The organism is Geobacillus sp. G4, assembly GCF_040327975.1.
Taxonomy (GTDB): domain Bacteria; phylum Bacillota; class Bacilli; order Bacillales; family Anoxybacillaceae; genus Geobacillus; species Geobacillus thermoleovorans.
The window spans coordinates 1-20,830 of the sequence record NZ_JBEPJY010000002.1 but is presented as its reverse complement, the minus strand read 5'-3'; the positions used below and the strand labels follow the sequence as shown (position 1 = coordinate 20,830).

Here is a 20,830-nt window from a genome sequence, read left to right as displayed (position 1 = left end):
TTAAAGCTTTAAATTGCATCTATATAGATGATCATCGACACTCGTGAAAGCGGCTGAATGATCAGCCGCTTTTCCCGTTTTGTTGGCAAGGAACGTATAGTATAATGAAAAAATGGACAAGGAAGCGAAAGACAAGGAGGAAAAACGGTGCACGAAGTCATTCAATCGATGTTTTCCTTTTTGACCAGTTTAGGCTATGTCGGCATCGCTCTCGCCTTGATGGTGGAAGTGATCCCCAGCGAGATCGTGTTGGCCTATGCCGGTTACTTGGTAGCGCGGGGGGATGTCTCATTTGCTGGGGCCGTGGCAGCTGGGACAATAGGCGGCACGGTGGCGCAGTTGTTTTTGTATTGGATGGGCTACTATGGCGGACGGCCGTTTCTAGATCAGTATGGGAAATATGTATTGATCCAGAAAAAACATTTGGATGTGGCGGAACGCTGGTTTGCGAAATTTGGCCCCGGCGTCATTTTCAGCGCCCGGTTTATCCCCGTTGTCCGCCATGCGATTTCGATCCCCGCCGGCATTGCGCGGATGAAGTGGTTGCCGTTTACGATTTACACGGTGTTGGCCATCATCCCATGGTCCATCTTGTTTATTTGGTTGGGAGAGCAGCTTGGCCAACGATGGCGGCAAATTGACGAGATGGCGGCGCCATACGTCCGACCGGCTATTGCAGCGGCGGTGGCGGTGGCGGCGATTTACATCGTTTGGCAACGACGACGCCGCGCTGCAGATGAAAACGAGCGCATGAAATAGTTGCCCGTCCGCATGCTGTCGGCTATATTTATACATGAACCATCTTTTGGCTAAATTTTTATGAAAAATGAGGGACGAACGTGAAACGTTGGATTATCATTGCGTTGCTATTCGCTGTGGGGCTATGGCTTGTGCCATACAGCGTGCCTCTTCTTTTCGCACTTGCGACCGCGCTTTTGCTCGAGCCGTCCATCCGCCGATTGCAAGAAAACTATAAGCTGAAGCGCGCGCACGCCGTCACGGTGATTTTTTCATTGTTCATCATCATTCTTGGGCTTTCCCTTTACTTTCTAGTCGTGATTTTTGTGCAACAAGTGATGGCGCTCTCGCAAAAACTGCCTTATGTGCTAAACGAAGCGACGAAAGTGCTCGACCGCCTCATTCAAACGTGGCAGTCGTATTCCAGCTCCATTCCGCAGGAAATCATCGATTCGCTTGAACGCGGCGTCAATACCGTCGAGCAAATGCTTTTGTCGTTTGCGACCAACTTGACGCAGTCGCTCGTCCATTATATTGCCGCCATTCCGGCGTTTTTGATTCATTTTTTAGTGTATTTGATCGCACTGTTTCTCATTTGCCTCGATTTGCCGCAGCTGAAGCAAGGCATGCGCCGCTATTTGTCCGAACGGACCGAACAGCGGCTTGGGATGGTCGTCGCCCAGCTGAGCAAAGCGGGGATCGGCTTTTTAAAAGCGCAGTTTTTGCTTAGTTTAATTACGTTTTTCCTCGCGCTGGCTGGCCTTTTCGTGTTGGGGGTCGACTATGCGGCGTTGATGGCGCTGGTCATCGTCGTCGTTGATATTTTGCCGATTTTAGGAACGGGTTCCGTGCTTGTTCCGTGGGGGCTCATCAGCATGGCGAACGGCAACAATACGCTTGGCATCGGGCTCATCGTGCTGTTTGTCGTCATCACCGTCGTGCGCCGGATCATTGAGCCGAAAGTGTTTTCCACCAATTTGGGCATTTCCCCGCTCGCCGCGCTCGTCAGCGTCTATCTGGGGTTTCAGCTGCTTGGCTTTATCGGGTTGTTCGTCGGGCCGGTCGTTGTCATTTTGGTTGAGGCGCTTGCCAAAGCCGGAGTCATTAAATGGACGATCAAGCTTTGATTTTTTCGAATAAAGGTCTTTGCGGACGAAGGAGGAAAAACCGGCGAACCGCCGGTTTTTCTGTTTGGACATGGAAAAGAGAGTTTTGGCAAAGCGACGGCTAAAGAAAACCGCCCGCTGAAGGCGCGGCGGTCACTGAGTGGATGTGGACGAATCATTGACGTCGGTGCGCGGCAAAATTAAAATTTCGACACGCCGGTTTTTCATCCGCCCGGCAGCGGTGGCGTTGGAGGCGATGGGCTTGTATTCGCCATACCCTTTGGCGCTGAAATAGCGCGGATCGAGTTGCTTGTTTTCAAGCAGCACTTTCATGAAATTGACGGCGCGCATGACGCTCAGCTCCCAGTTGGAAGCAAATTTCTCATTATGGATCGGCACGTTGTCCGTATGGCCGCTGATGATGATATTGCGCGGCGGGTTCATGACGAGCAAAGCGGAGATTTCCGCCGCAAGACGCCGGTCTTTCATGCGCACTTCGGCGCTGCCGGAGTCGAATAAAATATCATCCAAAATGGTAATCGCGAGCCCTTCGTCCGTCAAGGAAGTCTGCAGTTTTCCCGTCAGCTTGTTGTCGTGGATGTAGCTGTCGATTTTCGCTTTGATTTGCCCTAATTCTTCTTTTTCCTTTCCGTTTACGGCTGGGGAAGGCTGCTTTGCTTGATGCCGTCCTTCTTCGTCTTGGGCCGGTGGAGTGATCGGCTCGATCGGGCTTTGAAAGTCAAGAACACCCGTTCCGCCGGCAAAGGCGGTGCTAAAGGCGCGCGCAATTTCTTGAAACTTCTTTTGGTCGATTTGGCTGCTCGCAAACAAGACGATGAATAGGGCGAGCAATAGCGTCAATAAATCCGCGTACGGAATCAGCCATGCCTCGCTCATATGGTCGTCATGCTTGTTCTTTTTTTTCTTAGCCATTGGCCGTTTCCCCTTGCACCAGCGCTTGGCGCCGCTCGTTTTCCGGCAAGTATGAGGCGAGTTTTTGTTCGATCATGCGCGGGGCTTGTCCTTCCAAAATGGACAGCACCCCTTCAATCATGATGTAGCGCACGCGCGCCTCTTCCTTCGATTTCCGCCGCAGTTTGTTGGCAAACGGATGCCAAAGCACATAGCCGGTGAAAATGCCGAGCATCGTGGCGACAAAAGCGGCGCTGATCGCCTTGCCGAGCTCGGCGATGTTTTCCATATTGCCAAGGGCGGCAATCAGGCCGATGACGGCCCCAAGCACCCCGAGCGTCGGCGCGTACGTGCCTGCTTGGGAAAAAATCGCGGCATTCGCTTCGTGGCGCTCTTCCATGGCGACGATTTCCTCTGTCATGACATCCCGGATGAACTCTTGCGTTTGCCCATCGATTGCCATGCTGAGTCCGTTGCGCAAAAACGGGTCGTCAATGTCGTCCAATTTCGCCTCGAGCGCCAGCAGCCCTTCGCGGCGGGCGATATTCGCCCAATCGACGAACAGCGGAATCAGTTGTTCGACCGTCGGCGTCGTTGATTCCGTGAAAATGACTTTGAAAAGCTTTGGCACTTTTTTAATTTCGTGCGTCGGAAAGGCGATGACGACCGCTGCCGCCGTCCCGACGAGAATGATGAGGATGGCGGCCGGATTGATCAATACAGCAGGCGAAACGCCCTTAAAGTACATGCCCAGCCCGACGGCAATGACACCAAGGATGATGCCGATGACCGATGTTTTGTCCAAATGAATCCCCCCGCTTTTTCCATACGAACGATCTACGCCATTGGGCGTTTTTATGAAGAAACCATATTTATCATATACTGAATATAGGAGGTTGAAAAGGGAAAAAGGTGTGACATGAGACGCAAAAAGCCGCCCGCTCCATTAGGATGACGGAAAGGGCAGCTCCGATGATCATCATATTTTTTTCAGTTTAAACGTGCCGACCATTAAAAACGATAAAATGAGCGCCAAAAACATAAACGATTGCGGCGGGAAGTACGGGATGGCTAAATAGCCGAGCGTCATCAGCACCCCGGCGGCGGTGATCGGCAGCCCCGCAAAGTAGCCGTTGTTTTCTGTGATGTTGAAGCGAGCGAGGCGGAAGGCGCCGCAAGCGATGTACAAAACGGTGAATACCGCGCCGGGCGCGCCGAACTCATGGAACAAGCCTTGGTACATCAGCAAGGCGGGAGCGACGCCGAAGGAGACGATGTCGCTCATCGAATCGAGCTGCTTGCCAAGTTCGGATTCAATGTTCATCTTGCGCGCCACAGCGCCGTCAAAGCGATCGACAAACGCTGCTAAAAAAACGAGCAGCACGCTCATATGAAGCTGCCCTTTCAGCGTAGCCAGGACGGAAAAGCCGCCAAGCGACAGGTTTGTCATCGTCAAAATGTTTGCCACGTTTGCTTTCAGCTTTTTTAACGTATAATCTAAATAGTCCGATAAGAACAAGTTTCCCCACTCCTTTTCCAACAGAAAACGCCAAAAGAAAATTCTACTACCATTATACTCATTTTGGCGGTAATATGGAAGGTAGTAACGAATGGCGATGTTGCGCTATTGGAGGGAACGTGCTTGCGAAAATGGCTTTATCGTTTGTTCATCGAGCTGACCAATCACTCGCTTTCTTCAAAGCTGCTCGCTTCGTTTGCCAAATCGCGACTCAGCGGGCTATTGATATCATCGTATGCAAAAATTTATCATATTAACCAAGACGAAATGGAAAAAAGCTTAAAAAATTATAAGACGTTGCAGCAACTGTTCGTCCGCCGGCTGAAGGCTGGGGTGAGGCCGGTCGACGCTGATGAGCATACGGTCGTCAGCCCGGTCGACGCCGTCATTGAAGACATGGGCACGATTCGAGAAAACTGCGAAATGATCGTCAAGGGAAAGCCGTATTCCATTGCAGAAATGCTCGGCAGCGTTGAAGCGGCACAACCGTATGTGAACGGGTTCTTTTTTATTCTGTATTTAAGCCCGAGTCATTATCACCGCATCCACAGCCCAATATCTGGAGTGATCGAAAAGCAGTGGGCGCTCGGCCGCAAGTCGTATCCGGTCAACCGTCTTGGCTTAAAATATGGGCGTCGGCCGCTCGAGAAAAATTACCGCCTCATCACCGAGGTCACAGCCGGCGGCAAGCGCTTGGCGATCGTGAAAATCGGCGCCATGTTCGTCAACAGCATTGAATTGACCCATGAGGGTGAGCAGCTTGTAAAAGGAGAGGAAATGGCGTATTTTTCGTTCGGTTCAACGGTCGTCTTGCTGTTTGAACGCGGAAGTTTCGCCCCTGACCCGCGCATTGTTGCGCCCATGCCGATCAAAGTCGGCGAGCGGCTCGGCTATTGGTGCGAGGCGCATGAGCGCTAAGGCTTTCGGAAACAAAAAAAGCCCGAAGGCCTTCGCTTATGAGGACAGCTTAATTTTGTGGGTCAATGAACGGCGCTGGATTTCTTTTTCAATCAACTCGATGAATTCCGGGCTGAGGTTGAGTTCTTTCGCCTTGAAGTACGACTCGATCAACAGCTCGTCGGACAAATGTTTCATCGGGGGCGTCCTCCTTTTTTGGATGGAATATGCCAAACATGTCATACATATAATGGTAGGTTACTTACAATGTACCATGACTTGTGAAAGAGAACAACCGTTCTGTTATCCACAGGAAGCGGTGGATAACATGTGGAAAACATGTTTATAAAGAGTAGGAAGTGTGATGGCCAGCTTGTGTATAATGTGGGCAACAGTTATCCACAAGATGGAGAGATGCAAAATTTGTCGAAAATTTTTTCTGTTTATCATTGGCAAACTTTGTTTTGAAACAAACGATCAAATTCGCTATGATGGGAAAAGCAAATGGAAAGGCGGGTGTCCGGCATGCTTCACTACTTTTTGCCAAGCCAGTTTGCCAAGCGTGTGATCGACATTACTCCGGATGAGCTGAAACAAAAAGGGGTCAAAGGGATCATCACCGATCTGGACAATACGCTCGTTGAATGGGATCGGCCGAGCGCCACCCCGGAGCTGGCCGCATGGTTTGATGCGATGAAGCAGGCGGGCATTAAGGTCGTCATCGTATCGAATAATAATAAACAACGCGTGCAGTCGTTTGCTGAGCCGCTTGGCATCCCGTTCATCTTTGAAGCGCGCAAACCGCTGACACGCGCGTTTTTGCAGGCATTAAAGATGATGGAGCTTAAGAAAGAGGAAGTCGTCGTCATCGGCGATCAGTTGCTGACTGATGTGCTTGGGGGCAACCGGCTCGGACTGAACACGATTTTAGTCGTCCCGGTCGCCCAGACGGACGGATTATGGACGCGTTTCAATCGAAAAATGGAGCGGAGAATTTTAAAGGTGATGCGCAAAAAAGGGATGATTTACTGGGAGGAATGATCGTGGAGCCACAACTGCGTTGCATCGGCTGCGGAGCGGCCATTCAGTTTGACGATCCGAAAAAGGCGGGCTATGCGCCGAAAAGCGTGCTCGAAAAAGACGAGGAAGAAATCATTTGCCAGCGCTGCTTCCGCTTGAAACATTACAACGAAGTGCAAGACGTGCCGCTTGATGACAGCGATTTTTTAAACATGCTGCACCGCATCGGGGAATCGAAGGCGCTTGTCGTCAACATCGTCGACATTTTCGATTTCAACGGCAGCTGGATTCCTGGCTTGCCGCGGTTTGCGGCCGAGAATCCGATTTTGCTTGTCGGCAACAAGGCGGATTTATTGCCGAGGTCGGTCAAATACCCGAAGCTGCTGCGCTGGATGCGCCGCATGGCGGAAGAGCTCGGGCTGCGTCCGGTTGACGTCTGCCTTGTCAGCGCAGCGAAAGGAATTGGCATGGCGAAGGTGATGGAAGCGATCAATCGCTACCGTGAGGGCGGCGATGTCTACGTCGTCGGCTGCACGAATGTCGGCAAGTCGACGTTCATCAATCGGATCATTGAAGAGGCGACCGGCAAAGGGAATGTGATTACCACGTCATATTTCCCGGGGACGACACTCGATATGATCGAAATTCCGCTTGAGGGTGGAGCGACGCTGTATGATACGCCGGGGATCATCAACCATCACCAAATGGCGCACTTTGTTGATGCGCGCGATTTGAAGATCATTACGCCGAAGCGGGAAATCCATCCGCGCGTTTATCAGCTCAACGAAGGGCAGACGCTCTTTTTCGGAGGCTTGGCCCGCCTCGATTACATCAAAGGCGGGCGCCGCTCGTTCGTCTGCTACATGGCCAATGAGTTGACGGTTCATCGGACGAAGTTGGAAAAAGCTGACTCCCTTTATGCCAATCAGCTTGGCGATTTGCTGTCGCCGCCAAACAAACGCTATGCCGCTGAATTTCCGCCGCTTGTGCCGCGCTCGCTGTCTGTCAAAGAGCGGAAGACGGACATCGTTTTTTCCGGACTCGGCTGGGTGACGTGCAACGACCCGGGTGCCCAGCTCGTCGTCCATGCTCCAAAAGGGGTCGACGTATTTATCCGTCAATCGTTGATTTAATGGAAAGCGGGAGGGGAGAAACGTGGAAAAGGTATACGGGTTGATTGGGTTTCCCGTCGAGCACTCGCTGTCGCCGCTCATGCATAATGATGCATTCGCCCGTTTGGGCATTCCGGCGCGCTATCATTTGTTTTCCGTCGAACCGGGGCAAGTCGGTGCGGCGATCGCTGGCGTGCGGGCGCTCGGCATCGCCGGGGTGAACGTGACGATTCCGCACAAACTGGCGGTCATTCCGTTTTTGGACGAAGTGGACGAACATGCGCGCCGCATCGGGGCGGTCAATACGATCATCAACAACGACGGCCGGCTCGTCGGCTATAATACAGACGGGCTCGGTTATGTCCAAGCGTTGGAAGAGGAAATGAACATCACCTTGGACGGCAAGCGGATTTTGGTGATCGGCGCTGGCGGCGGGGCGCGCGGCATTTACTTTTCGTTGCTGTCGACGGCAGCCGAGCGCATCGATATGGCCAACCGGACGGTGGAAAAAGCGGAGCGGCTCGTCCGCGAAGGGGACGAGCGCCGCTCGACGTATTTTTCACTCGCCGAGGCCGAAACGCGGCTGGCCGAATACGATATTATCATCAATACCACTTCTGTCGGCATGCATCCGCGTGTCGAGGTGCAGCCGCTTTCTCTTGAACGGCTGCGCCCAGGGGTGATCGTTTCCGATATTATTTACAATCCACTGGAAACAAAATGGCTGAAAGAAGCGAAAGCCCGCGGCGCCCGTGTGCAAAACGGCGTCGGCATGCTCGTATACCAAGGGGCGCTAGCGTTCGAAAAGTGGACCGGCCAATGGCCGGATGTCAACCGGATGAAACAGCTTGTCATCGAAGCGTTAAGGAGGTAACATATGCTAACGGGAAAGCAAAAACGGTTTTTGCGCGCTCAAGCCCATCATTTGAAACCGATTTTCCAAGTCGGCAAAGGCGGCGTGACGGAAGCGATGACCGAACAAATTGCGGCGGCGCTCGAAGCGCGCGAGCTGTTGAAAGTGAGCGTTTTGCAAAACTGTGAAGAAGACCGCTGCACCGTCGCCGAGCAGCTCGCGGCTGGAACGGGGGCGGAAGTCGTGCAAGTGATCGGCAATACGATCGTCTTATACAAAGAATCGAAGGAGCATAAACAAATCGTTCTGCCTGATTGACAATGGGAGCAGCCACGGCAGGCGGCGGGAGGAAAGAAGATGGGAAAAATCGGGATTTTCGGCGGCACGTTTGATCCGCCTCATTACGGTCATTTGCTCATGGCGAATGAAGTGCTTGACGCCCTTCAGTTGTCAGAAATTTGGTTTCTGCCCAACCGCCTTCCTCCCCATAAGCAGCACGAACAAGTGACCAAAAGCGAAGACCGGCTGCGCATGCTCGAGTTGGCAGTGGCTGGCCATCCGCGCTTTCATATTGAGACGATCGAACTCGAGCGGGAAGGGCCTTCGTATACGTACGATACGATCCGGCAGCTTGTCGCGATGCATCCCAATGACGAGTTTTATTTCATCATCGGCGCCGATATGGTCGAATATTTGCCCCATTGGCACCGCATCGATGAGCTCATCGAGTTGGTGACGTTTGTTGGCGTCAAGCGGCCGGGGTTTTCCATGGAAACGCCGTATCCGGTCATCGAAGTTGAGGCGCCGCAGTTTGCCGTTTCTTCCTCGCTCATCCGCGAGCGGGTGCGGAACGGGCAGACGATTCGCTATCTTGTGCCGGAAGGCGTTAGACTTTATATTGAGGAGAAGGGGCTATATGGAGCGAGAACAGGCGTTACTGATCGTGAAACAACAGCTGACAGAGCAGCGCTACGAGCATACGCTTGGCGTTGTCGAGACCGCTGTTAAGCTCGCCAGGCAATACGGCGCCGACGCGAAAAAGGCGGAACTGGCGGCGATTTTCCACGACTATGCCAAATTCCGTCCGGTCGAGGAAATGAAACAAATCATTTTGGCGCAAAATATGCCCAACGATTTGCTTGCTTACAACAGTGAGCTATGGCATGCGCCCGTTGGCGCCTATTTGGTGCAGACAGAAGTCGGCATCGACGATCCGGAGGTGCTGGATGCCATTCGCTACCATACGTCCGGGAGGGCGGGAATGACGGTGCTTGAAAAAATTATTTATTTGGCCGACTATATTGAACCAGGGCGCCGCTTCCCCGGCGTCGACGACGTACGGCGCTTGGCGGAAGAAGACCTCAACCGGGCGCTTTTGCAGGCGGTGAAAAATACGATCGCGTTTTTGCTTGAGAAGCGCCAGCTCATTTATCCAGATACGATTCATGCGTACAATTCACTCATGCGTGAAGTGAAGGGGGAAGCAAAACGGTGACGGAACAAGAGGCGTTGCAGCTTGTCGTCCGCGCGGCGGATGATAAAAAGGCGGAACAAATTGTCGTCTTGAACATGAAAGGCATTTCGCTTGTCGCCGATTATTTTGTCATTTGCCATGGCAATTCGGACAAACAAGTGCAGGCCATCGCCCGCGAAATTCAAGACCAAGCGGAAGAACACGGCCTAGTGGTGAAGCGGGTTGAAGGATTCCATGAGGCGAAATGGGTGCTTGTCGACTTGGGCGACATCGTTGTGCATGTTTTTGCCAAAGAGGAGCGCGAGTATTACAACCTCGAACGGCTCTGGGGGGACGCCCCGACGGAAGACGTCGCGGCTGTGTTGCAGCCATGACGTACGGCCGCTTCGCCGACTGGTATGATGCGCTCATGGCTGAGGCGCCGTATGACGCATGGCAATCGTTTGTTGAACGGGCATTCGCCCAATACACCAAACGGCCGGGGAGACGGGTCATTGACATCGGCTGCGGGACGGGAGAGCTTGCCATCCGCCTTGCCAAGGCCGGATGGCAAGTATCCGGCGTTGATCTCTCTGAACATATGCTCGCCGTCGCCCAGGCGAAAGCTGAAGCGGCGGGAGTGGAGGTGCCGTTTTTCGAGCAAAACATGGCGGAGCTCGACGGGTTTTCTGATCTGGATGGCGCCTTCCTGTTTTGCGATGCTCTCAACTATTTAACGGATGAAGAGGATGTGAAGCGGACGTTCGCCGCCGTCTCCCGCGCCCTTGGCGGCGGCGGGCTGCTTTTGTTTGATGTCCATTCGGTCTACAAAATGGACGTCCTGTTCCGCGACGCCGTGTTTGCGGACCAGGATGACGACCTCAGCTACATATGGATGTGCCATCCGCTTGATTGGCCGCACAGCGTCGGGCATGAATTAACCTTTTTCGTCCGCCGCGGCGATCTATACGAACGTTTCGACGAATGGCACGAACAGCGTACGTTCGAGCGCGCCGTCTATGAGCGATGGCTCGAATCCGCTGGCTTCGAGGTGCTTGAAGTGACCGCCGATTTCACCGATGCGCCCCCGACCGAGACGGCGGAGCGGTTGTTTTTCGTCGCGCGGAAGCGGTGAGGGGCGGGGAGAGTGAGAGACAGGATAGACGAAAAAGAAGGCGCTGTTGCAAAAAGTTGATGGAACATTGCTAAAAAAAGCCGGAGAGGCTTTTTTTTTTACGTGGATGTGGAAATTAAGGAGTGTGTGGATCATCATAAAGTGCTGTCAAGATTGACACGTTTCGACCTATGTGCAAATGAAAGATGGGAAAAATTTAAAAAAAGATGTGTGATTTAGAAGGATTATGAAGATATTGGTCGAAATATACAAAACATAGGACAAATGGTCTGAGAGAAAACGTCTGGTGGGGTTGAACTGAAAATGAACGATGTTTATGCCCATACGCCACGGGAAAATGAACAGGAATGGCATCGGTTAGATGATCATTTGTTAAGTGTAGCGGAAATGGCACAATCGTTTGCTGCTCCCTTCCACGGGGGGAGAGTAGCTTACTTATGTGGTCTTTTGCACGACTTAGGTAAATTTCATCCCTTTTTTCAAGAATATTTACAAAAACAAGCGAATGGGGAAATGTGCCGCAGTATTCCTCATGCGATTTGGGGAGCGGCGTTCATGTACCAGTTGTATTGGGGAAAAATACGTGATCCACATGCTTGGAAATGGTTTTCGCTGCCGATCGCCGGCCATCATGCAGGTTTGCATTCGCCTGACTATTTATCCATCACCCTCAAAGAGAAGTTGGAAAAACAGAGTTCACATTTTTTAGAGATTTTAAAGCAAGCCGAATGGTTCCTAAAGAAATTCGTATTTCCACGCATTCAAAGTGCGGAAAAAATTCCTTCGTTTTCTGATACAGAGAGGGAGATGTGGATTCGCTTGGTTTTTTCCGCGCTTGTTGACGCTGATTATTTAGATACAGAGCGCCACTTCCAGCCGGAGCTTTCTCCGCTCCGAAGGCCGACGGTTTCGATAACGGATTTATGGAATATGTTTGCTGCCGACCAGGAACAAGTAACAAGCCACGCGGATGATACAGCGGTTAATCGAATGAGAAGGGAAGTGTATGAGGAATGCGTCCGCGCCGCAGCCAAACAGCAGGGGGTATATCGGTTGACGGTGCCGACCGGAGGGGGGAAGACGAGAAGCAGTTTAGCTTTTGCGTTGAAACATGCGGTGGAACATGGACTTGATCGCGTCATTGTCGCTATTCCGTATACAAGCATTATCGAGCAGACGGCGGACGTATATCGCGGCATTTTCGGGAACGATGCGGTTCTGGAGCACCACAGTCAGATTGAGGTGGATGATGAGAAGGAAAAAGAGGATGAACGGCTCATCCAACACCGTCTCTCTGCGGAAAATTGGGACGCTCCGCTCATTGTCACAACAACCGTGCAGCTGTTTGACAGCCTGTTCAGCAACCGGCCAAGCAAGGTGCGCAAACTGCATAACTTGTCGCGCAGTGTCATTATTCTCGATGAGGTTCAAGCGCTTCCGGCAGAGTTGCTAAAGCCGACATTAGATGCATTGGCCATGCTGGTGCGTCATTGTCAAACAACGGTTGTCTTATCGAGCGCCACCCAGCCATTTTTTGAGGAAAGCCGATTTTTGGATGTATTTTCCCAAATAGAGGTCAAAGAAATTTTGCCGCTGCCGATCGTGAATCGTCATTTTCAACAAATGCAGCGGGTGGACTATGAAATATGGAAATCACCCGTTTCATTGCCACAACTTGTCCGTTTCATTCGAGAACAAAAGCAATTATTGGTTGTCTTTAACACGAGAAAAGAGGCGAAAGAGTGCGTCGAGCTCCTTCAAGAAGATGATGGGGTATTCCATCTTTCCACCCTTCTTTGCAGCGCGCATCGTCGCCGAATTTTAGAGGAAGTTCGTGAACGTCTAAAGAAAAATCAACCTGTCCGCCTCATCAGTACACAAGTGGTGGAAGCAGGTGTTGATTTAGATTTTCCGATTGTCATGCGGCAAATGGGGCCGCTCGACCGGATTGTCCAAGCGGCAGGGCGTTGCAATCGCGAAGGGAAAATGGACAAGGGAAAAGTGATTATTTTTGAAACGGAAGACATGCCAAGCCCAAGAGGATCGTATCGAACAGCGATGGAAACAGCACGGTTCTTATTGGCTCAACGCCATCCCAATGATTTACATAATCCGAATATATTTCGGGAATATTTCCGTCGTTTATTCGCCTCGGTGGATGTGGATTCGAAAAACATCCAAAAAGATCGGGAAATGCTTGATTATCCATTAGTTGCCGAAAAGTATCGCCTTATTGATCAGGATACGGTTTCCGTCATCGTTCCATATGAGGAGGCGTCGGAATACTTGCGAATGTGGGAATCTTCTCCGTCCCGCTATTCGTTTCGCCGTTTGCAACCATATATGGTTCAGTTGTATCGTTTTGAGGCGGAAAAGAAAGAAAAGGACGGATGGCTGCGGGAAGTGGCGGACAATGTCTATGAATGGCTTGGTGACTATGATGAACGGATAGGCATTAAAGAGGAAGTTTACGATCCATTCAGTCTGATTGGATAAACGAAGATGGAAAGGAGAAATGGAATGCAACGTCAAGCGAAAGTGCAGGTGAAAGTGTGGGGAGAATATGCCTGTTTTACAAGACCGGAATTTAAAGTCGAGCGTATTAGTTACCCGGTGATGACGCCGAGCGCAGCGCGGGGGATATTGGAAGCGATTTTTTGGAAACCGGAATTTCGTTATGAAATTCGCCAAATCGGGATTTTGAGTTTAGGGGGTCAGCAAGCGATCTTGCGCAATGAACTGACAAGCAAGCAAAATAAAAACCCGATCATGATTGAAAGCGCTCGCGTCCAGCGCACAAGCCTGATTTTAAAAAACGTCGCCTATTGGATTGTGGCCGAGATCATGTTGACAAATCGCGCGGTTGATCCAGCGGCCAAATACCGTGATCAGTTTAATCGCCGAGTTGAACGAGGGCAGTGCCATCATACTCCCTATTTAGGCACAAGGGAGTTTGCCGCTTACTTTTCATCTATAGAAGCAGATGATGTTGTGCAGCCGGTCAATATGGACATTGGCACGATGTTGTTGGATTTTGCTTTTATCGAAGATGATTCTAGACAAGAAATGGAGTTTCTCCGCCATGATGAGACAGGGACGCGAACGGCGACTGGATTCGCGAAGCCCCTCTTTTTTGAGGCAAAAGTAGAAAACGGTTGGCTGCGTGTTCCTAAAGAATCCTATCAGCAGCTGTATGCACTGGAGGGACAAAATGCTTTACAAGTTGATTGAATTGGCTGCGAAGTTGCAGAGGGAAAAAAGACTGCCACCGATCTCTTACAGACCGAAATTCATCAATTGGATTATTGATTTAAGTGGAGATCAACCGCATTTGAAAGGGCCGTTTCGCAGGGGAGAATACCGTTCGGTGGCAGCGCCGTTTCGATTGCGGCAAGGGAAAGTTACGGAAGATAACCTAAAGCCTTATTTGTTGGCGGATGATGCTCGCTATGTACTTGGCATTCCCGAAAGTCCAGAAAAGACGGATGAAGCGGAGTTGATGCATAAAGGGTATGTTCGATTAATTGAAGAGGCTTATGAGAGAACAAAGATGAAAGAGTTAAAAAAAGTTCTTGATTTTTTGCACAGTCCGATGAAGAAGGCGTTCCAGAAACAAATTGATGCCAAGGATATTGTAACGTTTCAAGACGATGAGGAGCTCTTGATTTTTGAAAAGAGGGAAATCCAGACATTTTGGGCTGAATATTTGGCCAATGATTTGCTGTCTGACGATGAATGCGACTGTTCTGTTTGTGGGAAGCGGTCGGCTTATGTAAGATATTTACCCAACCCAGTTCAGCTATTTGGACAATCATGCCAACTGACGTCCTTTAATAACCCGTCGTTTGAATCGATGGGCAAAACGCAAACGAATAATGTACCTGTCTGCTTCAGGTGTGCCACTTTGGTTGTCGATACATTAAATTATCTAATCAGGGAAGATCAACATCATACCCCCTTGTATATAAGCGACCGAAACATTTTGCAGTCTCAAATGGCCATATATTGGATCGATGGCCAAATTGAAGGGAAGGAAGGGATCCAAATTAGTGAAAAACTCTTTGCCTCTCCGATTGAACAATGGCTTTTTGACGAAGAGACAAATCAACGGACTCCTCCTCCTGAACTAAAGCAGTTAGAGGAGTTGCTTGCTCTTCCGAAAACGGGGCGCGAGCAGGCGCTTCATTTAGACAAAACATTCTTTCACATGGCTGTCCTTTCTGCGAATAAAGCGAGATTAGTCGTTCGCGAATGGATTCATACATCGATTTCTCAATTACTGATGAATCTGGAGAAGTATGCGGCTGCTGTACGCATCGTTCAACCGACTGGGGAAAAAGGCCATTTATTGCCGCTCGCCGTTTTGATTCGCGCTGTCGATATGTCTCCAGGATTGGTGCGGCAATGTTTGCGCATGATTTATCAAGGAGCTTTGCCGCCTGCTGAATTGTTGCCGTTAGCACTTCAACGTTTCCGCTCTTCGAAAGTATTGAGTGATCCGAAGGAAACGTGGAGATACCATTCGTCAGCCAGCTTGTTAAAACTCGCTCTTACCTATGGAAAGGAGGAAGCAAATACGATGCAGTCATTAAACAACCATTCCTTACAGCCGTCCTATATTTGTGGACGATTATTCGCCGTGTTGGAAGAAATTCAACGGCGCGCTTCAGGATACCGGATTGGAAGCACGATCGTTGATCGATTTTATGGTGCTGCTTCTACGGCTCCGGCATCGACGTTTGGTTCATTGCTCAGGCTTTCGACAACCGCTCATCTGCCGAAAGTGTCTGTTGAGCTTGGCCGTTTGCTCGAAGAAGTGATGAAACAGTTGGATGAAGCTGGCGGTTTTCCAACGATTTTCAATTTGAGAGAACAAGCAGAGTTCGCGCTCGGTTTTTATCATCAACGTGCTGAATTCCGCAGTCGCCATCAAGCCAATCAAACAAAAGAAACGGGGGAAAGCCAGTGATGGAGCGCTATATTGATCCGACAAAACGTCACGAATTTGTGTTGCTTTTTGATGTCAAAGATGGAAATCCAAATGGGGATCCAGATGCGGGCAACATGCCGCGTGTCGATCCAGAAACGATGCACGGCATTGTGACCGACGTTGCCATCAAACGGAAAATTCGCGATTATGCCGCGATGGTATTAGGCAAACCGGTTTTTATTCAAAGTCAAACCGCCTTAAACACCATCATTTTTCAAGCATATCAAGAAATCGGAGTGAAATTGGCCACCATCGAGCTGAGTGAAGAAGAAAAGGAAAACGAAGAATTGATGAATTGGCTTTCACAGCTTGAGGAAAAAGGATTGGTGCTAGAAGGCAATCAGGTGATTTACACTGGTGAGGACGTCAAAGAGAAGGATATTCGCGAAAAATTAACGGAAGGACTGGAAGAAGCCGGTCTTAAAAAACAGCTAGGAACGCTATTGCGAAATATGGCTAAACGTTTGGCACAGGCCGCAAATAATATGAAAATTGATGAACAAACACGCCAAAAAGCGCAATATGCTTTGTGCCAAAAGTATTACGATATTCGCATGTTCGGGGCTGTGATGTCAACAGGGCTGAATGCTGGCCAAGTGCGCGGTCCGATGCAGCTGACCTTTTCGCGCTCAATTGACCCGGTATTTCCATGGGATTTGACTATCACACGCTCAGCGATCACTAAAGAATCGGATCGTCGCAGAAAGCAAACGGAGATGGGAAGAAAGCCGTTGATTCCATACGGCTTGTATCGATTGCATGGATTCTACAATCCATTTTTAGGAGAAAAAACAGGGGTTACGGCGGAAGATTTAGCTGATTTTTGGGATGCGCTCGTCCATTTATTTGCATTTGACCATTCTGCGGCTAGAGGAGAAATGAATGTCAGAGCACTGTATATTTTTAGCCATGAAAATGCGAAAGGATCAGCTCCAGCCCACAAACTGTTTGAATTAGTGAAAGTGGAGCGACGCCAACAGGAAGCGCCAAGGTCATTCAATGACTATGTTTTGCTTGGACCGACAGATGAGGGGCAAAAAGACGTTTCTCTTGAAGGTTTTCCTGGGGTCACCGTGACGCGCCTCGTATAAAACGTTGGCGAAAGGGTTGATTTTATGCAGTGGAATGAAGATGAGTGGATCATGCTATCGGCTTTGCAACATTATGTGTACTGCCCGCGCCAATGCGCATTGATTCATCTCGAGCAGACATTCGAGGAGAATGTTTTCACGCTTAGAGGAAATCGGGTGCATGAAAGGGTAGACACACCGCAAGGAGAACAATTGGGAGACAGAAGGGTGGAGCGTGCTCTGCCGATTTGGTCTGAGCGTTTGGGAATCATAGGGAAAGCGGATTGTGTAGAGTTTCTTCCTGATGGAACGCCATATCCAGTTGAATACAAAGTCGGAAAACGAAAAACGAAAGAGGCGGATATGGTGCAACTGGCGGCCCAAGCTCTCTGCTTAGAAGAAATGTTCGATCGACCGGTGACCAAAGGGGTTTTATACTATTATCAGTCAAGAAGACGGTTGGAAGTAGACATGACAAACCAATTGCGGCAACTTGTTGAAGAAACGATACAAAAGGTAAGAGACATGTTGGAAAACGACCGGTTGCCGCCACCTGTCAATGATGCGCGCTGTCGTGACTGCTCGTTGCAGGACGTTTGCATGCCACAGGCTCCTGCCAACGTAGCCGCTTGGATAAGCGAGGAGAACGATCATGATTAAAGTATTGTTGAATACACTATACGTTCAAACGCAACAGTCATATTTACGTCTCGATCATGAAACGATTGTCGTCGAAGTGGAGGGGACAAAGACGTTGCAAGTCCCTATCCATCACATTGGCTCCATTGTTATGTTTGGACATGTTTCGATCAGTCCGTATTTGCTTGGCAAATGTGTCAACCAGGGCATTTCTGTCATTTGGTATGATGTATATGGCCGCTTTTTGGCCCGAGCCACTGGCAGGACAAGTGGAAATGTATTGCTTCGAAGAGCCCAGCATCAGCTATTGGAAGATGAGCAAAGAATGCTCCATATCGCTTCACGTTTTGTGTCCGGCAAGATTCGCAACAGCAAAAGCGTGCTTCAACGGGCGATGCGTGATTATCCGGAGCAACGCTCACGGCTGGAACAATCTGTGAAACAATTGGATCAAAGTTTGCGCAACATCAGCAAACAAACAACATTGGATGAATTGCGGGGAGTTGAGGGATATGCCTCATCTGTATATTTTGAAGCATTTGCATCGCTCATACGCTCGGATGAAGACGGTTTTTTTTCCTTTACAGTGCGGTCGCGGAGACCGCCGCGTGATCCGGTCAATGCCTGTCTGTCTTTCGCTTACAGCATCCTTACGCAAGACTGCATTTCAGCGTTAGAAGGGGTGGGGCTTGATCCTCAAATTGGTTACCTGCATGCGTTACGGCCGGGGAAACCGTCGTTAGGTTTGGATCTTGTGGAAGAGTTTCGTCCTTATTTGGCGGATCGATTTGTTTTGACGTTAATCAACCGGAAACAATTGGATAAAAGCGATTTTGACATACGTCCGGGCGGGGCTGTGTTTTTAAACGAAAAAGGGAGGAAAAAAGTTTTTGAATGCCTATCAGAAACGGAAACAAGAAGAAATCCAGCATCCGGTTATCAATCAAAGAGTTCCGTTAGGTTTATTGCCCCACGTACACTCCCGATTATTAGCCCGGCATTTGCGAGGAGATATTGATGAATACGTGCCATTTATCATGAGGTGATCGATATTGGATATTTTAGTGACGTATGATGTGGAGACATTGGAACCGAGCGGACAAAAACGATTGCGGAAAGTGGCGACCATTTGCCAAAATTTTGGACAGCGTGTACAAAAGTCGGTTTTTGAGTGCAACGTCAATCAGGCACAACTGGAAGAGATGGAGCATCAATTATTGCGTGTCATTGACTTGGAAAAAGATAGTTTGCGGATATATACGCTGTACGGCAACCGGTCAAAGGCAGTTCGTGTCTATGGAAAAGATCATTACATTGATTATAATGATCCCATCATTTTATGATGACAAAATGCCGATGATATGTGCGGCAAGATAGAGAATGATGCGCGAACATAAAGCGATGCTGAAAAACTAGGGGAGATCGCGATGAGAGGAAAAGCTTGTTATAAAGCGGAAGATGGAAAATGGATCAGTGACCGTTGTAACTTTGATACAAACAAAATGTGTAAGTTCGCGTTTTTATGTCTTGGAGCCCGCTCAACACAAGTCATCTAAACGCGGGGGTTGCACCCAGCCAAAAGGCTGGGTGAGGATTGAAACGTTGACCAAACGCTCTCAGACGAATCGAGAACCGAGTTGCACCCAGCCAAAAGGCTGGGTGAGGATTGAAACAAGTCGGCGCAGTAAATATGGAGCCGGTTTTCGTGTTGCACCCAGCCAAAAGGCTGGGTGAGGATTGAAACGTTTCTCGGCGCGTGTATTCGGTGTTTGCAATGCGAAAGTTGCACCCAGCCAAAAGGCTGGGTGAGGATTGAAACAAAGATACCGAAAAGAAAACATTAAAAGTCGGCGGTTGCACCCAGCCAAAAGGCTGGGTGAGGATTGAAACAATGATATGACCATTGTCAATGACCTTCAAATACGGTTGCACCCAGCCAAAAGGCTGGGTGAGGATTGAAACTCAACCGACAAACTCATGAGATACTCGACTGTGAGTTGCACCCAGCCAAAAGGCTGGGTGAGGATTGAAACGTTGAAAATCGGATTGCCGTCGTCGTCAAATCCGAGTTGCACCCAGCCAAAAGGCTGGGTGAGGATTGAAACAGGTCTTATGGTAGGTACTACTGGTTGGCATATATAGTTGCACCCAGCCAAAAGGCTGGGTGAGGATTGAAACTCCGCTTCTCCTGTTCTTCCAACTCTCCTCGCCAGTTGCACCCAGCCAAAAGGCTGGGTGAGGATTGAAACACACCAGATAGCACGAATCTGCTTTGGAAAGGGAAGTTGCACCCAGCCAAAAGGCTGGGTGAGGATTGAAACTGGCGGTGCTGGCCGTGTAGACATAGACCCATCCGGGTTGCACCCAGCCAAAAGGCTGGGTGAGGATTGAAACTTTGCCAGGGCAAAAGGAGACAGCATGATCGGCGCCCGTTGCACCCAGCCAAAAGGCTGGGTGAGGATTGAAACCATTTTTAGGATGTAAAATAGCCCCCGACTCCCTGTTGCACCCAGCCAAAAGGCTGGGTGAGGATTGAAACACACTCACCCACACGTACTCATCGCCGCGCCGGGTTGCACCCAGCCAAAAGGCTGGGTGAGGATTGAAACAAGAGATAGAAGATTTATATATTAAGTTTGGTAGTTGCACCCAGCCAAAAGGCTGGGTGAGGATTGAAACTCTATAATGTGAAGCATGTTCGGTATGCGCTTGGTTGCACCCAGCCAAAAGGCTGGGTGAGGATTGAAACCGAGTACGGCCAACAATTGAACCGCGCTGGATTGTTGCACCCAGCCAAAAGGCTGGGTGAGGATTGAAACGGAATAACAATCGCTTCGTGTCCTCGCCCGACAGTTGCACCCAGCCAAAAGGCTGGGTGAGGATTGAAACGGGAGTTTGCCAACGACATTCCCTTGTGCGTCCACTGTTGCACCCAGCCAAAAGGCTGGGTGAGGATTGAAACAATATAGTCAACCCGCCCTGGTTGACTTAACACTTGTTGCACCCAGCCAAAAGGCTGGGTGAGGATTGAAACGAGGTTAGCGCTCGATACCGTCGGCGTTTCCGAAAGTTGCACCCAGCCAAAAGGCTGGGTGAGGATTGAAACGGCACGATTAACGGCGCATAAACCGCACGAAATCGTTGCACCCAGCCAAAAGGCTGGGTGAGGATTGAAACATTCTAACGATTGTGTCCCCGATTGGTTGGTTTGAGTTGCTGTAAATTATCATTTTATTTCAGCACAAAACACCCATTTTTTTGCACATTCTTTCAGAAAGCCCTCTCCCCTTTTCTGAAGGAATGTGCTAATTTTTCTGTGAAAATCCATAAAACCCGGTCAACTCTGTATATCCTGTGATCAGTTTGGATACACTACAAATGGCCAA

22 protein-coding genes and 1 CRISPR repeat array are annotated in these 20,830 nt (G+C 49.8%); of the genes, 18 read left to right on the top strand and 4 right to left on the bottom strand.

Annotated features, from left to right (window positions below; translation table 11 throughout):
* The first annotated feature begins 147 nt into the window (after nucleotides 1–147).
* The gene (gene uptA / locus ABS784_RS02390; protein WP_011232011.1) at nucleotides 148–759 is read left to right on the top strand and encodes an undecaprenyl phosphate transporter UptA; all 612 of its coding nucleotides are present in this window, start codon (nucleotides 148–150) and stop codon (nucleotides 757–759) included.
* An 80-nt stretch (nucleotides 760–839) separates the two neighbouring features.
* The gene (gene ytvI, locus ABS784_RS02385; protein ID WP_011232010.1) at nucleotides 840–1,865 is read left to right on the top strand and encodes a sporulation integral membrane protein YtvI; all 1,026 of its coding nucleotides are present in this window, start codon (nucleotides 840–842) and stop codon (nucleotides 1,863–1,865) included.
* A 132-nt stretch (nucleotides 1,866–1,997) separates the two neighbouring features.
* On the opposite strand, the gene motB is transcribed toward ytvI, so the two are convergent.
* The 3 genes from motB to pssA all read right to left on the bottom strand — a co-directional run bounded on the left by motB (nucleotide 1,998) and on the right by pssA (nucleotide 4,275).
* A complete protein-coding gene (gene motB, locus ABS784_RS02380; RefSeq protein WP_013524187.1) occupies nucleotides 1,998–2,777 on the bottom strand; it encodes a flagellar motor protein MotB in 780 nt (259 codons plus the stop codon).
* Complete coding sequence (gene motA / locus ABS784_RS02375; protein ID WP_011232008.1) at nucleotides 2,770–3,561, bottom strand: flagellar motor stator protein MotA; 792 nt, start codon at nucleotides 3,559–3,561, stop codon at nucleotides 2,770–2,772. Before motA ends, motB begins: the two co-directional genes overlap by 8 nt.
* Nucleotides 3,562–3,735: 174 nt before the next feature.
* Nucleotides 3,736–4,275 carry a CDP-diacylglycerol--serine O-phosphatidyltransferase gene (gene pssA / locus ABS784_RS02370; protein WP_014196390.1) on the bottom strand — a complete coding sequence of 180 codons (540 nt, stop codon included), beginning with the start codon at nucleotides 4,273–4,275 and terminating at the stop codon, nucleotides 3,736–3,738.
* A gap of 123 nt (nucleotides 4,276–4,398) precedes the next feature.
* Here pssA and ABS784_RS02365 point away from each other — a divergent pair, with 123 nt between their 5' ends.
* On the top strand, nucleotides 4,399–5,193 hold the full coding sequence (locus ABS784_RS02365; RefSeq protein WP_011232006.1) for a phosphatidylserine decarboxylase: 795 nt from the start codon (nucleotides 4,399–4,401) through the stop codon (nucleotides 5,191–5,193).
* 36 nt (nucleotides 5,194–5,229) lie between these two features.
* Here ABS784_RS02365 and sda read toward each other — a convergent pair whose 3' ends face one another.
* Entirely contained in the window at nucleotides 5,230–5,370 is a 141-nt protein-coding gene (gene sda / locus ABS784_RS02360; RefSeq protein WP_008879941.1) for a sporulation histidine kinase inhibitor Sda, read from the bottom strand.
* 327 nt (nucleotides 5,371–5,697) lie between these two features.
* On the opposite strand from sda, the gene ABS784_RS02355 reads away from it, so the two are divergent.
* The 15 genes from ABS784_RS02355 (at nucleotide 5,698) to cas2 (ending at nucleotide 18,787) form a co-directional block, all read left to right on the top strand.
* Nucleotides 5,698–6,213, top strand: coding sequence for a YqeG family HAD IIIA-type phosphatase (locus tag ABS784_RS02355; RefSeq protein ID WP_011232005.1), 516 nt, complete (start codon nucleotides 5,698–5,700; stop codon nucleotides 6,211–6,213).
* A gap of 2 nt (nucleotides 6,214–6,215) precedes the next feature.
* On the top strand, nucleotides 6,216–7,325 hold the full coding sequence (gene yqeH / locus ABS784_RS02350; protein ID WP_011232004.1) for a ribosome biogenesis GTPase YqeH: 1,110 nt from the start codon (nucleotides 6,216–6,218) through the stop codon (nucleotides 7,323–7,325).
* 22 nt (nucleotides 7,326–7,347) lie between these two features.
* Nucleotides 7,348–8,178, top strand: a complete 831-nt coding sequence (gene aroE / locus ABS784_RS02345) for a shikimate dehydrogenase (RefSeq protein ID WP_352511343.1) — start codon at nucleotides 7,348–7,350, stop codon at nucleotides 8,176–8,178.
* A 3-nt stretch (nucleotides 8,179–8,181) separates the two neighbouring features.
* Nucleotides 8,182–8,475 (top strand): ribosome assembly RNA-binding protein YhbY, encoded by a 294-nt coding sequence (gene yhbY, locus ABS784_RS02340; protein WP_014196388.1) that lies wholly within the window; start codon nucleotides 8,182–8,184, stop codon nucleotides 8,473–8,475.
* 39 nt (nucleotides 8,476–8,514) lie between these two features.
* Nucleotides 8,515–9,165 (top strand): nicotinate-nucleotide adenylyltransferase, encoded by a 651-nt coding sequence (locus ABS784_RS02335; RefSeq protein WP_011232001.1) that lies wholly within the window; start codon nucleotides 8,515–8,517, stop codon nucleotides 9,163–9,165.
* Nucleotides 9,074–9,652 carry a bis(5'-nucleosyl)-tetraphosphatase (symmetrical) YqeK gene (gene yqeK, locus ABS784_RS02330; protein ID WP_011232000.1) on the top strand — a complete coding sequence of 193 codons (579 nt, stop codon included), beginning with the start codon at nucleotides 9,074–9,076 and terminating at the stop codon, nucleotides 9,650–9,652. Before ABS784_RS02335 ends, yqeK begins: the two co-directional genes overlap by 92 nt.
* Nucleotides 9,649–10,005: a ribosome silencing factor gene (gene rsfS, locus ABS784_RS02325; RefSeq protein WP_011231999.1), complete on the top strand. Its 357-nt coding sequence runs from the start codon at nucleotides 9,649–9,651 to the stop codon at nucleotides 10,003–10,005. Before yqeK ends, rsfS begins: the two co-directional genes overlap by 4 nt.
* On the top strand, nucleotides 10,002–10,745 hold the full coding sequence (locus ABS784_RS02320) for a class I SAM-dependent DNA methyltransferase (RefSeq protein WP_042381101.1): 744 nt from the start codon (nucleotides 10,002–10,004) through the stop codon (nucleotides 10,743–10,745). The genes rsfS and ABS784_RS02320 overlap by 4 nt, the downstream gene beginning before the upstream one ends.
* Before the next feature lie 303 nt (nucleotides 10,746–11,048).
* Nucleotides 11,049–13,241, top strand: a complete 2,193-nt coding sequence (gene cas3, locus ABS784_RS02315; RefSeq protein WP_318538320.1) for a CRISPR-associated helicase Cas3' — start codon at nucleotides 11,049–11,051, stop codon at nucleotides 13,239–13,241.
* 24 nt (nucleotides 13,242–13,265) lie between these two features.
* On the top strand, nucleotides 13,266–13,976 hold the full coding sequence (cas5c, locus tag ABS784_RS02310) for a type I-C CRISPR-associated protein Cas5c (protein WP_318538319.1): 711 nt from the start codon (nucleotides 13,266–13,268) through the stop codon (nucleotides 13,974–13,976).
* On the top strand, nucleotides 13,957–15,714 hold the full coding sequence (cas8c, locus tag ABS784_RS02305) for a type I-C CRISPR-associated protein Cas8c/Csd1 (RefSeq protein ID WP_318538318.1): 1,758 nt from the start codon (nucleotides 13,957–13,959) through the stop codon (nucleotides 15,712–15,714). The genes cas5c and cas8c overlap by 20 nt, the downstream gene beginning before the upstream one ends.
* Nucleotides 15,714–16,826 carry a type I-C CRISPR-associated protein Cas7/Csd2 gene (cas7c, locus tag ABS784_RS02300; RefSeq protein WP_318538317.1) on the top strand — a complete coding sequence of 371 codons (1,113 nt, stop codon included), beginning with the start codon at nucleotides 15,714–15,716 and terminating at the stop codon, nucleotides 16,824–16,826. Before cas8c ends, cas7c begins: the two co-directional genes overlap by 1 nt.
* 24 nt (nucleotides 16,827–16,850) lie before the next feature.
* On the top strand, nucleotides 16,851–17,465 hold the full coding sequence (gene cas4, locus ABS784_RS02295; RefSeq protein ID WP_352511338.1) for a CRISPR-associated protein Cas4: 615 nt from the start codon (nucleotides 16,851–16,853) through the stop codon (nucleotides 17,463–17,465).
* The gene (gene cas1c, locus ABS784_RS02290; RefSeq protein WP_352511336.1) at nucleotides 17,458–18,462 is read left to right on the top strand and encodes a type I-C CRISPR-associated endonuclease Cas1c; all 1,005 of its coding nucleotides are present in this window, start codon (nucleotides 17,458–17,460) and stop codon (nucleotides 18,460–18,462) included. Before cas4 ends, cas1c begins: the two co-directional genes overlap by 8 nt.
* Before the next feature lie 34 nt (nucleotides 18,463–18,496).
* Entirely contained in the window at nucleotides 18,497–18,787 is a 291-nt protein-coding gene (cas2, locus tag ABS784_RS02285; RefSeq protein ID WP_307898816.1) for a CRISPR-associated endonuclease Cas2, read from the top strand.
* Between the two features lie 221 nt (nucleotides 18,788–19,008).
* Nucleotides 19,009–20,621: a CRISPR direct-repeat array (repeat unit 37 nt; unit sequence GTTGCACCCAGCCAAAAGGCTGGGTGAGGATTGAAAC).
* Between the last annotated feature and the right edge of the window lie 209 nt (nucleotides 20,622–20,830).